This window comes from Aquimarina besae, assembly GCF_042434905.1.
In the GTDB taxonomy this organism is placed as follows: Bacteria; Bacteroidota; Bacteroidia; order Flavobacteriales; family Flavobacteriaceae; genus Aquimarina.
In genome coordinates this window covers 810,874-826,335 of sequence record NZ_CP170199.1, presented here as the reverse complement: position 1 = coordinate 826,335, position 15,462 = coordinate 810,874, and the positions used below count along the sequence as shown (strand labels likewise).

The following is a 15,462-nucleotide window of genomic DNA, read 5'->3' as shown; positions in this document are numbered from 1 at the left end:
CACGCCAAAATTAGCTTTTCTATTTAAAAGATGTACTTTTGCGCGGCAGAAATGTTAAATTTTTAACTAAAACAACAATTAATGAAAGTGTCACAACTCAAAAAGAATCTATTCTTTTTAATGATTTTTTTAGGTTCTGTTGCCATGTCTTATGCTCAGCAGACAGGACTAAAAGGTAAAATTGTTGACGCATCTACAAATGAAAATCTTCCACTAGTAGCAATTACGATCGAGGGAACTTTGGTTTCTGCGACCACAAATGCTATGGGAGAATTTGATTTTGCAGGCGTACAACTACCATTAGGAGAACAAATAGCGGTAATATCCAAAGATGCGTATGTTACCAAACGTTATCCTATCGTAATTAATGAAGGAAGTGTACTGGATCTAGGCGCAATAGAACTGGATTATGATCTTACTCAAGAAGAAATTCAGTTAGGAACCATCAGTCTTACCGATAATGAACTTGATGATGGTGATGACGATGCCTCAGCAAATGTATCGGGATTACTACAGGCTTCTAGAGATGTATTTCTTAGTGCGGCAGCATTTGATTTTAGTGCTACCTTTTTTCGTCCAAGAGGTCTTGGTAACGAGAATGCAAAGGTGCTGATCAACGGTATGGAGATGAATAAACTAAATGATGGAAGACCACAATGGAGTAACTGGGGAGGATTGAACGATGTACAACGTAACCAGGAATTTTCTATGGGGATTTCTGCAAACGATTATACATTTGGAGATTTAGCCGGATCTACAAATATTATTATGAGAGCTTCCCAATTCCGTCAAGGAGGAAGATTATCTTATGCGGCTTCAAACAGGAGTTATACCGGTAGAGTAATGGGTAGTTATAGCTCTGGTTTAATGAGTAATGGCTGGGCTTACACTATTTCTTTGGCTCGTAGAATGGGTCAAGAGGGGTTTATCGATGGAACTTTATATGATGCCAATTCAATTTTTGCTTCAGTAGAAAAGAAGATTAATGATAAACACAGCCTTAATTTAACCAGTTTTTATACACCAAATAGAAGAGGAAGGTCAACTGCTATTACAGAAGAAGTTTTTAACCTTAAAGGAAGACAATATAATCCTAATTGGGGGTATTTTGATGGAGAAAAGAAAAACTCCCGAGTTCGTGAGATTGAAGAACCTGTATTTATGTTGAATCATTTCTGGAACCTTACAGATAAGACCACCCTTAACACGAATATTGGGTATCAAACAGGTAAAATAGGAAACAGTCGTATAGATAATGGAGGAACGGAATTAGTAAATTTCAACGGCGTAGAGTCTTTCAGAGGCGGAGGAGCAAGTAGAGATACCAATCCAATACACCCAAGTTTCTTACCTAGCTCTTTTCTAGATGATCCCAATCCTACACCGCTGGATTATCAGAATGCATTTTTAGCACAGCAAGAGTTTGTTAGAAATGGTCAGTTAAACTGGAACCAGTTAATTCAGGCGAATCAATTAAATGCCCGAAACGGCATTAATTCTACCTATATTCTATATGAAGATAGAATTGATGACACGCAGTGGACGTTTAACTCTATAGTTAATAGTCAGGTGTCAGATAATATCACAGTTAATGGATCGGTAAATTACAGAACATTAAAAAGTGAAAATTTTGCAGAGGTAACAGATTTGTTAGGAGGAAGAGGGTTTTTAGACGTGGATCTGTTTGGAGCACAACAAGATAATGATGTTCCTGAAGAGCAAAGATTGACAGGAGAACAGTTAGCAGACAGGGCACAGAGTGATTTAAGAAATCGCAATAGAGTGGTTGGTGTTGGTGATCGTTATGATTACAATTACGAAATTGATGCGGATGTGATCAGTGGTTTTGCACAAGCACAGTTTAAATACAACAGAGTAGATTTCTTCGTGGGAGCAAATGTTTCTCAGACGACTTATCAAAGAAATGGTTTGTTCGAAAACGGATATTTTCCGGGTGAAGGGCGATTAGGGTCTTTTGGTAAAAGCGATAAGTTAGAGTTTACCAATTATGGAGCTAAAGGAGGATTTACTTATAAAATAAATGGACGTAATTTAATCGATGTTAATGGAACGTATTTTACAAAAGCACCAACTATTCGTAACTCTTTTGCCAACTCAAGACAGAACAATAGAACAATTGATCAGTTAATTAGAGCAGAAAGAGCTTTTGAGGAAGCACAAGTAGCTTCTGGTCAGTTGGAAAACATTAATATAGGTTCTTCTGAGCAAGAAAGCGAAAAAGTACAGTCTGTAGATGCTAGTTATATTCTAAGAACACCAAAATTAAAAGCAAGATTAACGGGTTATTATACAAAAATAGAAGACGCAACAGAGTTATCTTTCTTCTTTACACAGGCGATTTCAGGATCGGATGTTGGATTTGTACAGGAGATTCTTACTGGAGTAGACAGACAACACATCGGTGCAGAATTGGGTATTGAATATCAAATTACTCCAACCATCAAATTAAAAGGTGCAGCTGCTTTAGGGCAATTTACCTATGCCAACAATCCTGATTTATTTATTGCAAGTACTAGTAGTGACTTCTTAGGTGAGTCTGCAGGAGATTTAGATCGTGTAAAATATGTAGGTAAATCTTCTTTAAAAGATTACCGTATTGCAGGAGGACCACAAAACGCAGCACAACTAGGTTTTGAGTATAGAGATCCTAATTTCTGGTGGTTTGGTACAACGGCAAATTACTTCTCGAATGCATATATTGATGTAAGTCCTTTTGCAAGATCATCAAACTTTGGTGAGGATGTAGATGGTTTGCCATTTAATGATTATGATGAAAATATTGCCAGAGAATTATTAAGACAAGAGCAATTTGATGATTACGTATTGGTGAATGTTGTAGGAGGTAAGTCTTGGAGAGTAAAAGACTATTATATAGGATTCTTTGCAACTATCAATAACGTTTTTGATAAACAATACGTAACAGGAGGTTTTGAACAAGCTAGAAATGCTAACTATAGATTAGCACTTGAAGAATCACAGAGGGATACTCCTGTTTTTGGTCCAAGGTATTTTTACGGATTTGGTACTTCGTATTACCTTAACGTATATGTAAGATTTTAATGATGAACACAACAAAAAAAAGTATAAAATGAATTCAATTAATTTAAAAAAACTAATAAGCGTTTTGGTTTTGGCAGTTACATTTACTGCGTGTGTACAAGACGATGATTTTAAAACTCCTGTGTTGGCTATAGAGGAGCCAAATATTAATCCAAATTTAATCGTAGAGTTAGATGGTATACTAGGAGAAATAGCACAAGCCGATGGAGATCCTGTTAATTTTGAAGATTCTGATAAATTCGTAGCAGGATATGTAGTATCTACTGATAAGGCGGGTAACTTTTTTGAAGAATTAGTAATCCAGGACAGACCAGAAAACCCAACAGCAGGGATCAGAGTATTGATAGATGTAAATCCCTTATTTACAACTTATGAGTTTGGAAGAAAAGTATATATAAAATTAGAAGGATTGTCTGCCGGTATCGAAAATGGAGTTGCCACCTTAGGAGTGCTTTCTGGTGATGAGGTAGAACAGATCCCTTCCTTTTCTCAAGAAGAGATAATTTTAAGATCTGCAGAGGTTGCAACGATCACCCCTTTAGAAATTACTTTTGAGGATTTTTCTGACGAGTTAACCAATTTATTTGTGAAGATTAACAATGTTCAGTTCAATAGAAATGATGTTTTAGGAGAAGACACACTTACTTTTGCCGGAGAACCAAGTGATAATTTCGATGGAGAGAGAAATTTAGAAAGTTGCGATAGTGGAGCTACTGCTATTTTAAGCACCAGTACGTTTGCGGATTTTAAATCATTAGCGTTACCAGCACAGCAAGGAAGTTTTGAGGGGGTTTTAACTAAAAACTTTTTTGGAGACACGTTTAATCTGGTACTAAATGATGTAACCGGTTTAGTGTTTGATAATGAAAACCGTTGTGACCCTAATGTATTAGAATGTGACGGACCGAGCGGTGGATCGAATATTATATTTGAAGAAGATTTTACTGGTTTAAGTATTAGTGATTTAGAAAACTCAGGTTGGTTGAACGTAAATGTTACCGGAGGAGACTTGGATTATGTTATAGGAAGTTTTAGTGGTAATCAATACGCTCAGATTTCAGGGTTTAACTCTGACGAAAATCCATTCGAGGTTTGGTTAGTAACACCAGAGATAGATTTAACAGCCTCTACGGCAGAAGAATTGTCTTTTGATATTCAGGCTAATTTTGATAATGGAAATATTCTTACCGCTTTTATCACTAATAATTTTACTGGAGATATCACTACTACAGAGTGGTCTCAGTTAGACGCTACTATCCCTAACGGTAATCCTAGCGGATTTGGAAGTTTTGAATCTGTAGGACCTGTTAACATTTCTTGTATTGAGGGTAATGTTCGTATTGCTTTTCGTTATGCAGGAGCAGATCCGGGACCAACTACGAGATATCATATAGATAATATCGAGATTTCAGGAAATTAAGAATAATTTCTGGTCTTTTAATAAAACAGTAAAACTCCTTGAAAAAGATATTTCAAGGAGTTTTTTTTGGTTTTAGGGTAGTATGCTAATAGTCGAAAGTAACAGTGTAAGCACTGTTGTTTTTTGTTTTTACTCGCATTCTAAATTGATAACAAGGGTTTTTAGTATGTGAAAAACTCTGATTGTTCGAAATTGACTTCCATTCATTCTGTATGGTTGCCCAACTGCTGTTGCTGTATGCTTTATACTTTAGGCCATAATATACTCTTCTCCAGAAATTATGTCTGGCAATCTCAGCGATCTGAGCTTCCCCAACAGAGCTGTAGTGTGTGTAATATTGCCAGCTGGCTTTTGCTACATTGTTTTGAGGATGATCAAAATTGATAGCATATTTTGAGCTAGGATTGGCTTTTATAAGCTGTATTAATTCAAAAGCAATGTCATTTCCGGTTTCTTCAATTTCGCTTTCTTTTTCATCACTTAGATCCACAGATTTATCAGGCTGTGTTGCGTCAAGTTTATTATGACGCTCTAAACTTTGCTGTAACGTTTCATCCTGACTAATTTCCGTCAAGGTTAGATTAGCATTAGAGTAATTGATCAAGGCGTTTTTGTTGTTTGCATAAATTCTTACAATCCCTGTACTCCCTTCTTCAGAAGTAATACTTACATCTTTATAAAAATCATAAATATTCTTTAAAGAAAACTCAGATGTTATAGCTGATTCGTCTATAACGTCGTTAGATTCATCTTGGTCACAAGAAGCAAAGAACAATAAACCGATGATGGGTAATGCATAAAATAATTTTTTCATTTGTTTGGTTTTTTAGAATAATTAAATTGATGTTTAGTGTTTGGGTACTGATATACCCGCTTTTTCACAGAATCAAACAAGAGGATTACATATTCAGAAACTTTTTTGGCGCCAATTATGTTTCTAACCTAATAGATGGTTGATCATTGTAAACCTTATCATCATACAAGTGAAATAAAAACTATAAGTACTTCCTTATAGATTCTGAATCAAAAGTAGAATCAGGTTCGTAATTACCAAAGATGAATTTTCAACAAAGGGAAATTTCCGCTTATCAAAACACTGAATCACAAGCTTTTAGTGTTTTTGATAGGGTTGGATACCTATGTAAAAAGGGTTGAACAACCCATATCTACCCAAGCTAAAACCCTTTACAAAAAAGAGGTATTCGTTAGCTATTTTTATGAGGGAAGAACGTATTTGAGTAAAAAAGAAAACGCCTAATGTTGTTTAAGACATACATAGACAGGAAAATGGTCACTATACCCTCCTTTGTATTTTCCTCCAGCGTAAGTTCTAAAAGGATTTCCTTTGTATCTACCCTTATAAATCTTTAGAAAGCTATCATCAAAGATATTAGCTTCAGAAAAATTGTGAGTGGATTTTTCGTATTTATGAAAGTTATTACTAAAAATGATCTGGTCAAATAAGTTCCACTGACTTCTATAATTTAGTGTTCCGCGGTAGCGTGTATGTAATTTTTCCATAGGATTATAAAAATCATCCATCACCAAATGTTGTTTTACACTTTCCCTATTGGGATCATCGTTAAAATCACCCATAATGATAATTTTTGCCTCAGGATCGTGATCTGTAATCTGGTTGATAATTTCGCGGTTTCTATCAGCAGCAGCAATACGTTTATATGAGGTTAGCTCTGCACCGTCTCTGCGAGAAGGCCAGTGATTTACCAAAATGTGAATTTGTTCTTCGTGTAAAGTTCCTGTAACCCATAAGATATCGCGAGTAAAATCACGTTCGCCAAATTCATTATGAACCAAGACTTGTACACTTTCTGAATTTATGACAGTAAAGCTGTCTTTTTGATAGAGGAGACCTACATCGATTCCACGTTCGTCTGGTGATTCGTGATGTATAACACCATAGTTTTTATGGATTAAATGTTTGGTGCGTACCAAATCTTCTAAAACTGCTTTATTTTCTACTTCTGCAACTCCTAATATTACAGGAGCCTTTCCTGTTTTTGCGAATCCGATATTAGAAATCACAGTTCCTAGCTTGAATATCTTTTTATGATATCTTTTTTTGTTCCATCGCTTTTCCGAATCAGGTAAAAAGTCGTCATCCAATGTGTTGGGATCATCTTTGGTATCAAAAAGGTTTTCCAGATTATAAAAACCGATGGTATGCAGATTGGTATGTTTCTTTTTAAAATAAAGCTTTGAAGACATTCAATAAAAATTTGTTGTAAACATCTAATGTACAAATTCAAATGCATACAATATTGTACCTTTGTATATAATAAACGAAACGATATTTAAAATTATTAGTTGGAGTTTATGTTGCCTAGGGCAAAAGAGAGTTTTATAAGAATTGTACCATTAAAGTTTGAAGCAGGTATAGCATATGTTAGAAAAGGAAGAAACAGTATACGAAAAAGCAATTTTAATAGGAATTATCACTAAGAATCAGGATGAAGATAAACTGACCGAATTTTTGGATGAATTAGAGTTCCTAACCTATACAGCAGGGGGTGAAGTAGTAAAACGCTTTACCCAGAAAATGGAGGTGCCTAATTCTAAGACGTTTATTGGATCAGGTAAAATGGAAGAAGTGCTTGCTTATGTAGAACAGCATGATATAGGAACCGTAGTTTTTGATGACGAACTAACGCCTGCACAACAACGGAACATAGAACGAATTTTGAAGGCAAAAATCATTGATAGAACGAATCTGATTCTTGATATTTTTGCACAGAGAGCACAAACGAGTTATGCCCGAACTCAGGTAGAATTAGCTCAATATCAGTATCTATTACCACGATTAACGGGATTATGGACGCATTTAGAACGTCAGCGAGGAGGTATTGGTATGCGTGGTCCTGGGGAAACTGAGATCGAGACCGACCGACGGATTGTTAGAGATCGAATTTCTTTGTTAAAGAAAAAACTACTTACCATTGATAAACAAATGGCAACGCAACGAGGCAATCGCGGTCAATTAGTACGAGTTGCTTTAGTTGGATATACAAACGTTGGTAAATCTACATTGATGAACGTAATTGCTAAAAGTGACGTATTTGCGGAGAATAAACTGTTTGCTACTTTGGATACTACGGTAAGAAAAGTGGTTATCGGCAATCTTCCGTTTTTACTTAGTGATACTGTTGGATTTATAAGAAAGTTACCCACACAGTTAGTAGAAAGTTTTAAAAGCACCTTAGATGAGGTGAGAGAGGCAGATTTACTGCTTCATGTAGTAGATATATCACATCCTCAATTTGAGGATCATATTGAGTCTGTAAATAAAATTTTAGACGAAATAGATAGTGCAGATAAGCCCGCAATTATGGTTTTTAATAAAATTGATGCATATCAACACGAAACTATTGATGAAGATGATCTAACTACAGAAAGAACCAAAGCACACTATACACTTGAGGAGTGGAAACAAACCTGGATGAGTAAAATAGGAAACAACGCCTTGTTTATCTCTGCAATGAATAAAGAGAATATGGATACTTTTAGAAAAAGAGTATATCAAGAAGTAAGAGACATACACGTAACCCGTTTTCCTTATAATAACTTTTTATATCCGGAGTTTGTAGAGGAGTAGAGGTCGTTAAAACTCATAATTAAGTCCCATTCCGATGACTTCACGTATCTGAAATCCACTGGTGGCATTATCGTCATAGATTGCCTGAAATGCGAAATTTCCGGAAATATACTTGTTTACTACAAGATTCAGGTTTAGCGTATAATCAATATCTACATTATAAGGATCCTCAATATAATTAGTATATAAATTGAGGATATTTTCCATAGTGATATTTTTGATGATCTCAAATTTTGCATAAGCTGCTAAAGATCCACCAAATTCAAATCTGGAATTCTCACCGGCATCTACCCCAAAATAATCCCCATCTTCGTAATCAGGAACCGATGTAAATTTATCATTTACAAAAATCATTCTGGAAGTAACCGGTGCTATGTTGATGTTAAAGTCATCGCTTTTTTTCCAAAGTAATCCAGGCCCTATTTGTATAAAGGCTGGAGAAAAGAAATGAGTTTCTTCTGTTCGAATGGTTTCATCGGTATCCGGATCTTTACTAAAACTATATCCTGTGGCAAATTGAGATCTAAAATTAACAAATAACGAATAGTTCCAGAAGCCTTCTCCAATTCGCTGTCCCAATCGCGAATTAAATTCTAATCTATCATTGGTTTTGCGGGCAAAGTTTTCTCCTTTTAAAAATGTAATTCCATAATCAGCAAGAATTCTATTATCCCAGGTCAGACTGTTTTTTTTATAGTTGAACTCATAATTAAGAGCAATGTTACTGGCTATATTAGAAGTTCCTCCTCCTTGCCAGTCATTATTAAAAGCTGATTGATTAAAGAAAAAAGCAAACTTACCGATAGATTTCCATCCGATATGAGGTTTTTTGACGGGTTTCGGACTTCGCTTTTTCAAAAGACTTTTTAAAACGATCACATTGAGTTCTCTGGGGGTGTACTGAAGTAAACTATCTAATGATCGGGTTAATCGAACCTGAATAGAGTCTAATTGTTTGACTTCTTTCTTTTCTTGGCCGGTAATCTTTGGCATAGCAATGAATAAAAAAAGAAATAAAACAATCTTTCGCATAATATAAACAATGGATTTTCGCACAAATATACTTTATGAGAACAGCTTATTCAAATACGGCTACATTGAGCCAAAATGGTATTAAATGAAGAGTGATTGTTTTAATAAAAAGAACTTAAATTTTTTAAAAATAGTATATCATATTTATAAAATTATATCAGTAAAAAGAAGATGTATATAAAATTAGTCAATGTAAAAGATACAGATATCGTGGTTTAATGAAGCTAAGAAAATTAATAATCGTTAAACATTTAGAAAAAGCAAGGTTGCATTTATGAGATGATCAGCACTTATCCAAAGCAAAAAACCATTTTAATAAAGCTTATGTAGTAAAGCAATTTGATCAAAGAATTGGTTTATTAAAGTATATTGAAAGTAGTGATGCAATAGAAATACTTCAGTTTCAGATACTGCCCAATTATCAAGGGAAAGGATTGGGCACTTATCTTTTAAATCATCTTAACAATTATCCACAACTCTGAATAAAAAATTGATTCTTAAGGTACTAAAAGAAAACTTGGTCAGGTATTTATACGAGAAAACAGGTTTTAAAACTGTTAAAGAGGATGAACGGGAATTCTATATGGAATTAAGAAATAATATAAAAAGAGTATTCAGAAACCTGAATACTCTTTTTATAATTGATGTTATGTTTTCTTATTAGAAAGCGTAGCTCAATCCAAGATTCCAGAACGATTGTAATTCATTATCCGTATTTTCCAAAGTTGGGGTAGGTACAATTGCAGGATCCTGTGCTAATAAAAAATTAAATGCCTCTTGCTTATTACTTCTTAGACCAAAATCAAAACCTACACCAATGGCTTTCCATAAAGTATAAGAAAAAGAATTGGTCCAGGTCCAGTTAGAATAATCAGTGTCTTCATAACTTACAAAAGCAGATAGATTTGTCTTAAAATTGATAGCTCCAATTTTACGCGTATAATCTGCTACAATTTTTGCACCTAATGAAGACTCATATTCCGCAGCTCCTTCACTAAAAACAAAGTTATAGTTGAGAGGGTGTACCACTACGATCAAGTTATTAATTGGTGTCCAAGTCATACCCACACCAAGATCTAAATACCCTGGATCATTAAAATTGTTTAATAGCGTAGTTCTATATTCCCCTAAGGTTGAAACCGCTAATGTCTTAGTTAATTTATACCCAAATAAGGAAGAAATATTGAAAACATCTGTTGACTCTCTGAAACTGTCATCGTCATTAGGATCATCGCGATCGTCTAATTTTACCCAGGCAAGATTAATATTAGCACTATTTCTCCAAAAGTATTTATCCTCTAATAAGTTGGCATATCCATTTACTGTAATACCAATAGTTCCGGCATCGTTATTTGGAATCCCTTGAGCGAACCAATTATTAAATCCAGAAAGGCTTCCTCCGATAGTACCAAAAGCACCAATTTTCCATCCGGGTAAAGCATCTATCTGTGATTGAATTGCGTTTGCTCTTCCTTGTATTGCAGCAATTGAATCTTTTTTTGCAGCTAACGTAGCTTTTAATTCTTCCTCTGTTTGCGCAAGCCCAATTTGAATGCCTGCTAACATGAAAACAAAAATGAATGCGATTTTTTTCATAATTAATAGTTTTAAGTAGTTTATTTTTACATCTAACAAGCCTCTAAAAAGAAAGTTGCTGTAAAAACAAGTTCAAGATTTATGTAAAATTTTGCGTTGGCAAATATAATTGAAGTAACGTTTTTCAATTTAAATCAAACTAATTACATATTAGATTTTCGACAAAAAACAGCTTTATAGGATAAAATGAGCTATTTTCTCTTAAATAGAGGAACTGAAGAGCATGCTTCTCCGTACATGATGCTTTTGGCAATAGGCTGTAATTTTTGGATTAGTTCTACATAGGCACTTTCAGGAACCGGTTTGTTAGAGCACCCTTTAATAATCAAAAGTTTATCCTGGTAGTCAGAAACATCGAGTTTATTAATAATTTGCGCGTATAGAATTGTCTCTAAGTCTTCCAAAGAACCAACCGCTACTTTTTTTGCAAAAGGGATGAGTGCACTGGTGAGTAGTAAATAGGCCCAACCAGGTATAATTGCATCCGAGGAGCAGCTTAAAGCAACAAATTTGTCCTGATACAGACTCCAATCGTGGTCAGAAACGTGTTTTCTAAAGTCTTTTTCACGCAGTATAAAGCCTTCATAAAGCCAATCTTTTATATCAAACAACACGCGCTCTCCTTTAGGATAGTAGTCTTCCAGATCAAAGGTGATCAGGTTTTTGTTATTAGCAACTCTATTAATAATTTCTTCTTCCATAAGTACCAAGAAGGTTTTGTAATTAAAGCATTCCTAGTTCTAGTTTAGCTTCTTCACTCATCAAATCCTGTGTCCAGGTCGGCTCAAAGGTAAGCTCCAACTCTACATCATTTACGGCATCCAGAGATTTTACTTTTTCTCTCACCTCTTCAGGTAAAGATTCTGCAACCGGACAATTAGGGGATGTAAGGGTCATCAGGATCTTTACATCATAATCCTCATTTACAAAAACATCATATATCAACCCAAGTTCGTATATATCAACTGGAATTTCTGGATCATAAATTGTTTTTAATACTCTTACAATTTTTTCTCCAAGTTCTGTAGTGTCTATGTTAGTCTCGCTCATAGTATATTTTTGGTCGACTTCGACAGGCTCAGCCTGACATTGAACGACAAATTAATTTAGTTGTGTTTGGTATGCGATGGCATACATTTTTAATTGTTTGATCATACTCACCAATCCATTGGCTCTGGTTGGAGATAAATGTTCTTTTAGACCAATTTCATCAATAAAATCGGTGTTCGCTTCTATAATATCTTTTGGGTGTTGTCCAGAAAATACTCTGATAAGGATAGCAATAATACCTTTTGTAATAATAGCATCACTATCTGCGGTAAATTCAATTTTATCATCTTTCATTTCTGCATGCACCCATACCTTGCTTTGACAACCTTTGATAATGTTCTCATCAATCTTATATTTCTCATCAATTAAAGGAAGCGATTTACCGAGATCAATCATGTATTCATAGCGCTGCATCCAATCATCAAACATGCTGAATTCATCAACAATCTCTTCCTGTAGTTCCTGTATAGACATATGCTTACAATTTTTGACAAAAATACAACATGAATCTTTGCTATTCAATACTTTCTGTTAATGATAAGATAGTATTAACTAATGGTTTTAATTCTTGAGGAGGATTACCGTCGTCAAAACTAGTGGAAGTATATGTTTCTTTAGTAGTGGTGATTTTTAGCTGCGCATGTGCCGCACCATCAAAGGTACGCTTGTCACTCGGTGCTTTTAGATCTGAAATTTTTTCTAATTCTAATTTTTTTAGAGACGAAATAATTTCACTCCAACCCTTTTTTGAACAAGGTTTAGAAACAGACTCTTGTTTACTCCTGTCTTTGAATTTAGTAATCGAATCATTAGTAATCTTAACAGCAAAAAAATAACCTCTGGATATAGCGTCGTATTCAACAAGTAAGATGTTTTCCTGATTAGCAAAAGTGTTTTGGGCAATCACTTGGGTTTCTTTACAAGATCCTAAAAAGACAACAAGCGAAATAGAAAAAAGAATTCTTTGCATAGTTTCGAGGCTTTTAGCTCAACATCATTTTAGCTTTTTTTATTGCTTCGACCAGAATATCAATCTCCTCTTTGGTATTATAAAATGAAAAAGAGGCACGAATTGTTCCCGGAATTTTATAAAAATCCATAATAGGTTGTGCACAATGGTGACCGGTACGAACAGCTACACCTAATTTATCTACGATCGAACCAACATCATAAGGATGAATACCTTTTAAGTTAAAAGATATCACAGAAGTTTTGTTTTTAGAAGTTCCGTAGATTTTCAAACCCTCGATTTCTAAAAGTTTTTGAGTTCCGTAGTCCAGCAATTCTTTTTCATATTGAGCGATATTATCAAAACCAATACTATTCATATAGTCTAAAGCTACTCCAAAGGCAATACCACCACAAATATTGGGTGTTCCGGCTTCAAATTTATGAGGAAGACCGGCGTAGGTAGTTTTTTCGAATGTTACCTGGTCTATCATTTCTCCACCGCCCTGATACGGAGGTAATTTATTCAACCATTCCTCTTTTCCGTATAATAAGCCAACCCCGGTAGGTCCACAAAGTTTGTGTGCAGAAGCTACATAAAAGTCTACATCAAGATCCTGAACATTGGGTTTTATATGCGGACACGATTGTGCTCCGTCAATTAAAACAGCGGCTCCTATCTGATGTGCTTTTTGTATGATTTCTTCAATTGGGTTAATCGTTCCTAATGCATTCGAGATATGATTGGTAAAGACCAATTTTGTTTTATCAGAAAGTAGTTGATCATAGACATCCATTAAGAGTTCTCCTTCTTCATTCATCGGAATCACTTTAAGAATTGCACCTGTTCTTTCACAAAGCATTTGCCAGGGAACGATGTTGGAGTGGTGTTCTAAAGCAGAAACGATTATTTCATCTCCTTTAGCCAATAAATTAGTGAAACCTGTAGCTACAATGTTGATACTGTGTGTTGTTCCCGAAGTTAATATGATCTCGTGTGAGTGTTTAGCATTAAAATGTTGCTGTATTTTTTTACGAGCAATTTCATAGGCATCTGTAGCTTCTTGTGATAGGGTATGCACACCACGATGAATATTGGCATTATAATTACTATAGTAATCCACAATAGCATCAATTACAACTTGTGGAGTCTGTGAAGTGGCAGCATTATCAAAATACACTAAAGGTTTTCCGTTTACTTTTCTCTTAAGAATTGGAAAATCTTCTCGTATTTTCTGTACATCTAGCATATCAATTTCTTTCTGCAAAAATAGGAACTATTTCTAAGTGATATTGTTTATTTTTAAAAGGATTTAACTCTTTAGACAATGAAGCGATTTAAAAAGATTTTAGGGTATGGATTCATAGGAATTATAGGGCTAATATTGGTATCCGCGTTTTGGAATTATCCAAAGCTTACAATAGTATCGGGATATTCTGCCAAGAACATGGCTTCTTCTGTTTTTATTGCAAATCGTACGGCAAAATTTACGGATGCACACGACAATAATTTTGCTCCGGTTCATTTGGCGGAGGATGAGGTCAATATGAACGAAAAATCTGCTGTTGCTTCCGTTTTTGGACTTAACGAACGAAAAGCACTGTATAGAGAAGGTCTAGGGAGTGTATTGATTAATGATGAATTTGATGAAAAAGCATCGTATCTAAAACCAAACCGAAATAAGACTAAAAAAAATCTGCCTTTTCCGTATGGAGATCTTCCTCAAAAAGACACAGTTTTTGAAAACGTTTATTATCAAAAAATAAAAACTACAGTTTCTTCGATTTTTGATGGGGAAGGAGAAAGTATACAAAAAACGCGAGCGGTATTGGTCATTTATAAAGATCAGATAATAGCAGAAAAATATGCGGATGGTTTAGACCAGAATTCTATTCTGTTAGGATGGTCTATGACTAAAAGTATATTGGCAACAAGCTATGGAGTGCTGCAGAAACAAGGAAAAATCAATGTTAATCAAAGAGCTCCAATTGAAGAATGGCAGCGGGACGAAAGAAGAGAGATTACCATAAATAACTTATTGCAGATGAATTGTGGATTGGCTTGGGATGAAGATTATGGATCGATCTCTGATGCAACGTCAATGTTATATTTAGATGAAGATATGACCAAAGCGCAGATACATAAGGAAGCAATTTATAAACCGAATGAATATTGGTACTACTCATCTGGTGTTTCTAATCTGTTATCTGGAATTCTGAGAAAACAGTTTGATAGTTATCAGGAGTATCTTGATTTTCCGTATCGAGAGTTTATTGATAAAATCGGGATGCATTCTATGCTTATAGAAACCGATATGGCTGGTAATTATGTAGGTTCTTCTTATGCCTGGGGAACGGTTAGAGATTGGGCAAAATTTGGATTGTTGTATTTGCATAAAGGTAATTGGAATGGAGAGCAAATTTTCAATGCTGATTGGGTGGACTATGTAATTACACCAAGCCCAACATCAGAAGGCGATTATGGTGGTCATTTTTGGCTCAATGCGGGAGGTTTTTATCCCGATGCTCCCAGAGATATGTATTCTGCCAATGGTTTCCAAGGGCAACGAGTGTTTATCATCCCATCAAAAGATTTGGTCGTTGTCCGTTTTGGACTGATAGGAGATGCCGGTGTGGATTTTAATACATTTTTAAAAGATTTAGTTAATGCGATACAGTAAGTAATAGACCTCACAGGTTTCTAAAACCTGTGAGGTCTGGAAGT

Annotated in this window: 13 protein-coding genes and 1 pseudogene; 5 read left to right on the top strand and 9 right to left on the bottom strand. The window is 35.0% G+C overall.

Features of this window, described 5'->3' with window-relative positions:
- Nucleotides 1-81 precede the first annotated feature (81 nt).
- On the top strand, nt 82-3,081 hold the full coding sequence (locus tag ACE94K_RS03615) for a TonB-dependent receptor (protein ID WP_378180075.1): 3,000 nt from the start codon (nt 82-84) through the stop codon (nt 3,079-3,081).
- Nucleotides 3,082-3,109: 28 nt separating this feature from the next.
- On the top strand, nt 3,110-4,501 hold the full coding sequence (locus ACE94K_RS03610; protein WP_378180072.1) for a DUF5689 domain-containing protein: 1,392 nt from the start codon (nt 3,110-3,112) through the stop codon (nt 4,499-4,501).
- Between the two features lie 85 nt (nt 4,502-4,586).
- Here ACE94K_RS03610 and ACE94K_RS03605 read toward each other — a convergent pair whose 3' ends face one another.
- Both ACE94K_RS03605 and ACE94K_RS03600 read right to left on the bottom strand, forming a co-directional pair.
- Nucleotides 4,587-5,315 carry a hypothetical protein gene (locus ACE94K_RS03605; protein ID WP_378180069.1) on the bottom strand — a complete coding sequence of 243 codons (729 nt, stop codon included), beginning with the start codon at nt 5,313-5,315 and terminating at the stop codon, nt 4,587-4,589.
- A gap of 440 nt (nt 5,316-5,755) precedes the next feature.
- Entirely contained in the window at nt 5,756-6,727 is a 972-nt protein-coding gene (locus ACE94K_RS03600; protein ID WP_378180066.1) for an endonuclease, read from the bottom strand.
- Nucleotides 6,728-6,902: 175 nt separating this feature from the next.
- On the opposite strand from ACE94K_RS03600, the gene hflX reads away from it, so the two are divergent.
- Nucleotides 6,903-8,111 carry a GTPase HflX gene (gene hflX / locus ACE94K_RS03595; RefSeq protein WP_378180063.1) on the top strand — a complete coding sequence of 403 codons (1,209 nt, stop codon included), beginning with the start codon at nt 6,903-6,905 and terminating at the stop codon, nt 8,109-8,111.
- A 6-nt stretch (nt 8,112-8,117) separates the two neighbouring features.
- Here the strand turns inward: hflX and ACE94K_RS03590 are convergent, their stop codons facing one another.
- Nucleotides 8,118-9,143: a DUF3078 domain-containing protein gene (locus ACE94K_RS03590; protein WP_378180060.1), complete on the bottom strand. Its 1,026-nt coding sequence runs from the start codon at nt 9,141-9,143 to the stop codon at nt 8,118-8,120.
- 326 nt (nt 9,144-9,469) lie between these two features.
- On the opposite strand from ACE94K_RS03590, the pseudogene ACE94K_RS03585 reads away from it, so the two are divergent.
- A pseudogene (locus ACE94K_RS03585) lies at nt 9,470-9,625 on the top strand (GNAT family N-acetyltransferase); the annotation flags it as partial.
- 178 nt (nt 9,626-9,803) lie between these two features.
- Here the strand turns inward: ACE94K_RS03585 and ACE94K_RS03580 are convergent.
- The 6 genes from ACE94K_RS03580 to ACE94K_RS03555 all read right to left on the bottom strand — a co-directional run bounded on the left by ACE94K_RS03580 (nt 9,804) and on the right by ACE94K_RS03555 (nt 13,987).
- Entirely contained in the window at nt 9,804-10,739 is a 936-nt protein-coding gene (locus tag ACE94K_RS03580) for a DUF3078 domain-containing protein (protein WP_378180057.1), read from the bottom strand.
- A 191-nt stretch (nt 10,740-10,930) separates the two neighbouring features.
- Entirely contained in the window at nt 10,931-11,440 is a 510-nt protein-coding gene (locus ACE94K_RS03575) for a DUF2480 family protein (RefSeq protein ID WP_378180054.1), read from the bottom strand.
- Between the two features lie 22 nt (nt 11,441-11,462).
- The gene (locus ACE94K_RS03570; protein ID WP_280933872.1) at nt 11,463-11,789 is read right to left on the bottom strand and encodes a DUF59 domain-containing protein; all 327 of its coding nucleotides are present in this window, start codon (nt 11,787-11,789) and stop codon (nt 11,463-11,465) included.
- 51 nt (nt 11,790-11,840) lie between these two features.
- The gene (locus tag ACE94K_RS03565) at nt 11,841-12,263 is read right to left on the bottom strand and encodes a SufE family protein (protein ID WP_378180051.1); all 423 of its coding nucleotides are present in this window, start codon (nt 12,261-12,263) and stop codon (nt 11,841-11,843) included.
- Between the two features lie 40 nt (nt 12,264-12,303).
- Nucleotides 12,304-12,759, bottom strand: coding sequence for a hypothetical protein (locus tag ACE94K_RS03560; RefSeq protein WP_378180048.1), 456 nt, complete (start codon nt 12,757-12,759; stop codon nt 12,304-12,306).
- 13 nt (nt 12,760-12,772) lie between these two features.
- On the bottom strand, nt 12,773-13,987 hold the full coding sequence (locus tag ACE94K_RS03555; protein WP_378180045.1) for an aminotransferase class V-fold PLP-dependent enzyme: 1,215 nt from the start codon (nt 13,985-13,987) through the stop codon (nt 12,773-12,775).
- Between the two features lie 78 nt (nt 13,988-14,065).
- Between ACE94K_RS03555 and ACE94K_RS03550 the strand changes: the two genes are divergently transcribed.
- On the top strand, nt 14,066-15,418 hold the full coding sequence (locus ACE94K_RS03550; RefSeq protein WP_378180042.1) for a serine hydrolase domain-containing protein: 1,353 nt from the start codon (nt 14,066-14,068) through the stop codon (nt 15,416-15,418).
- Nucleotides 15,419-15,462: the final 44 nt, after the last annotated feature.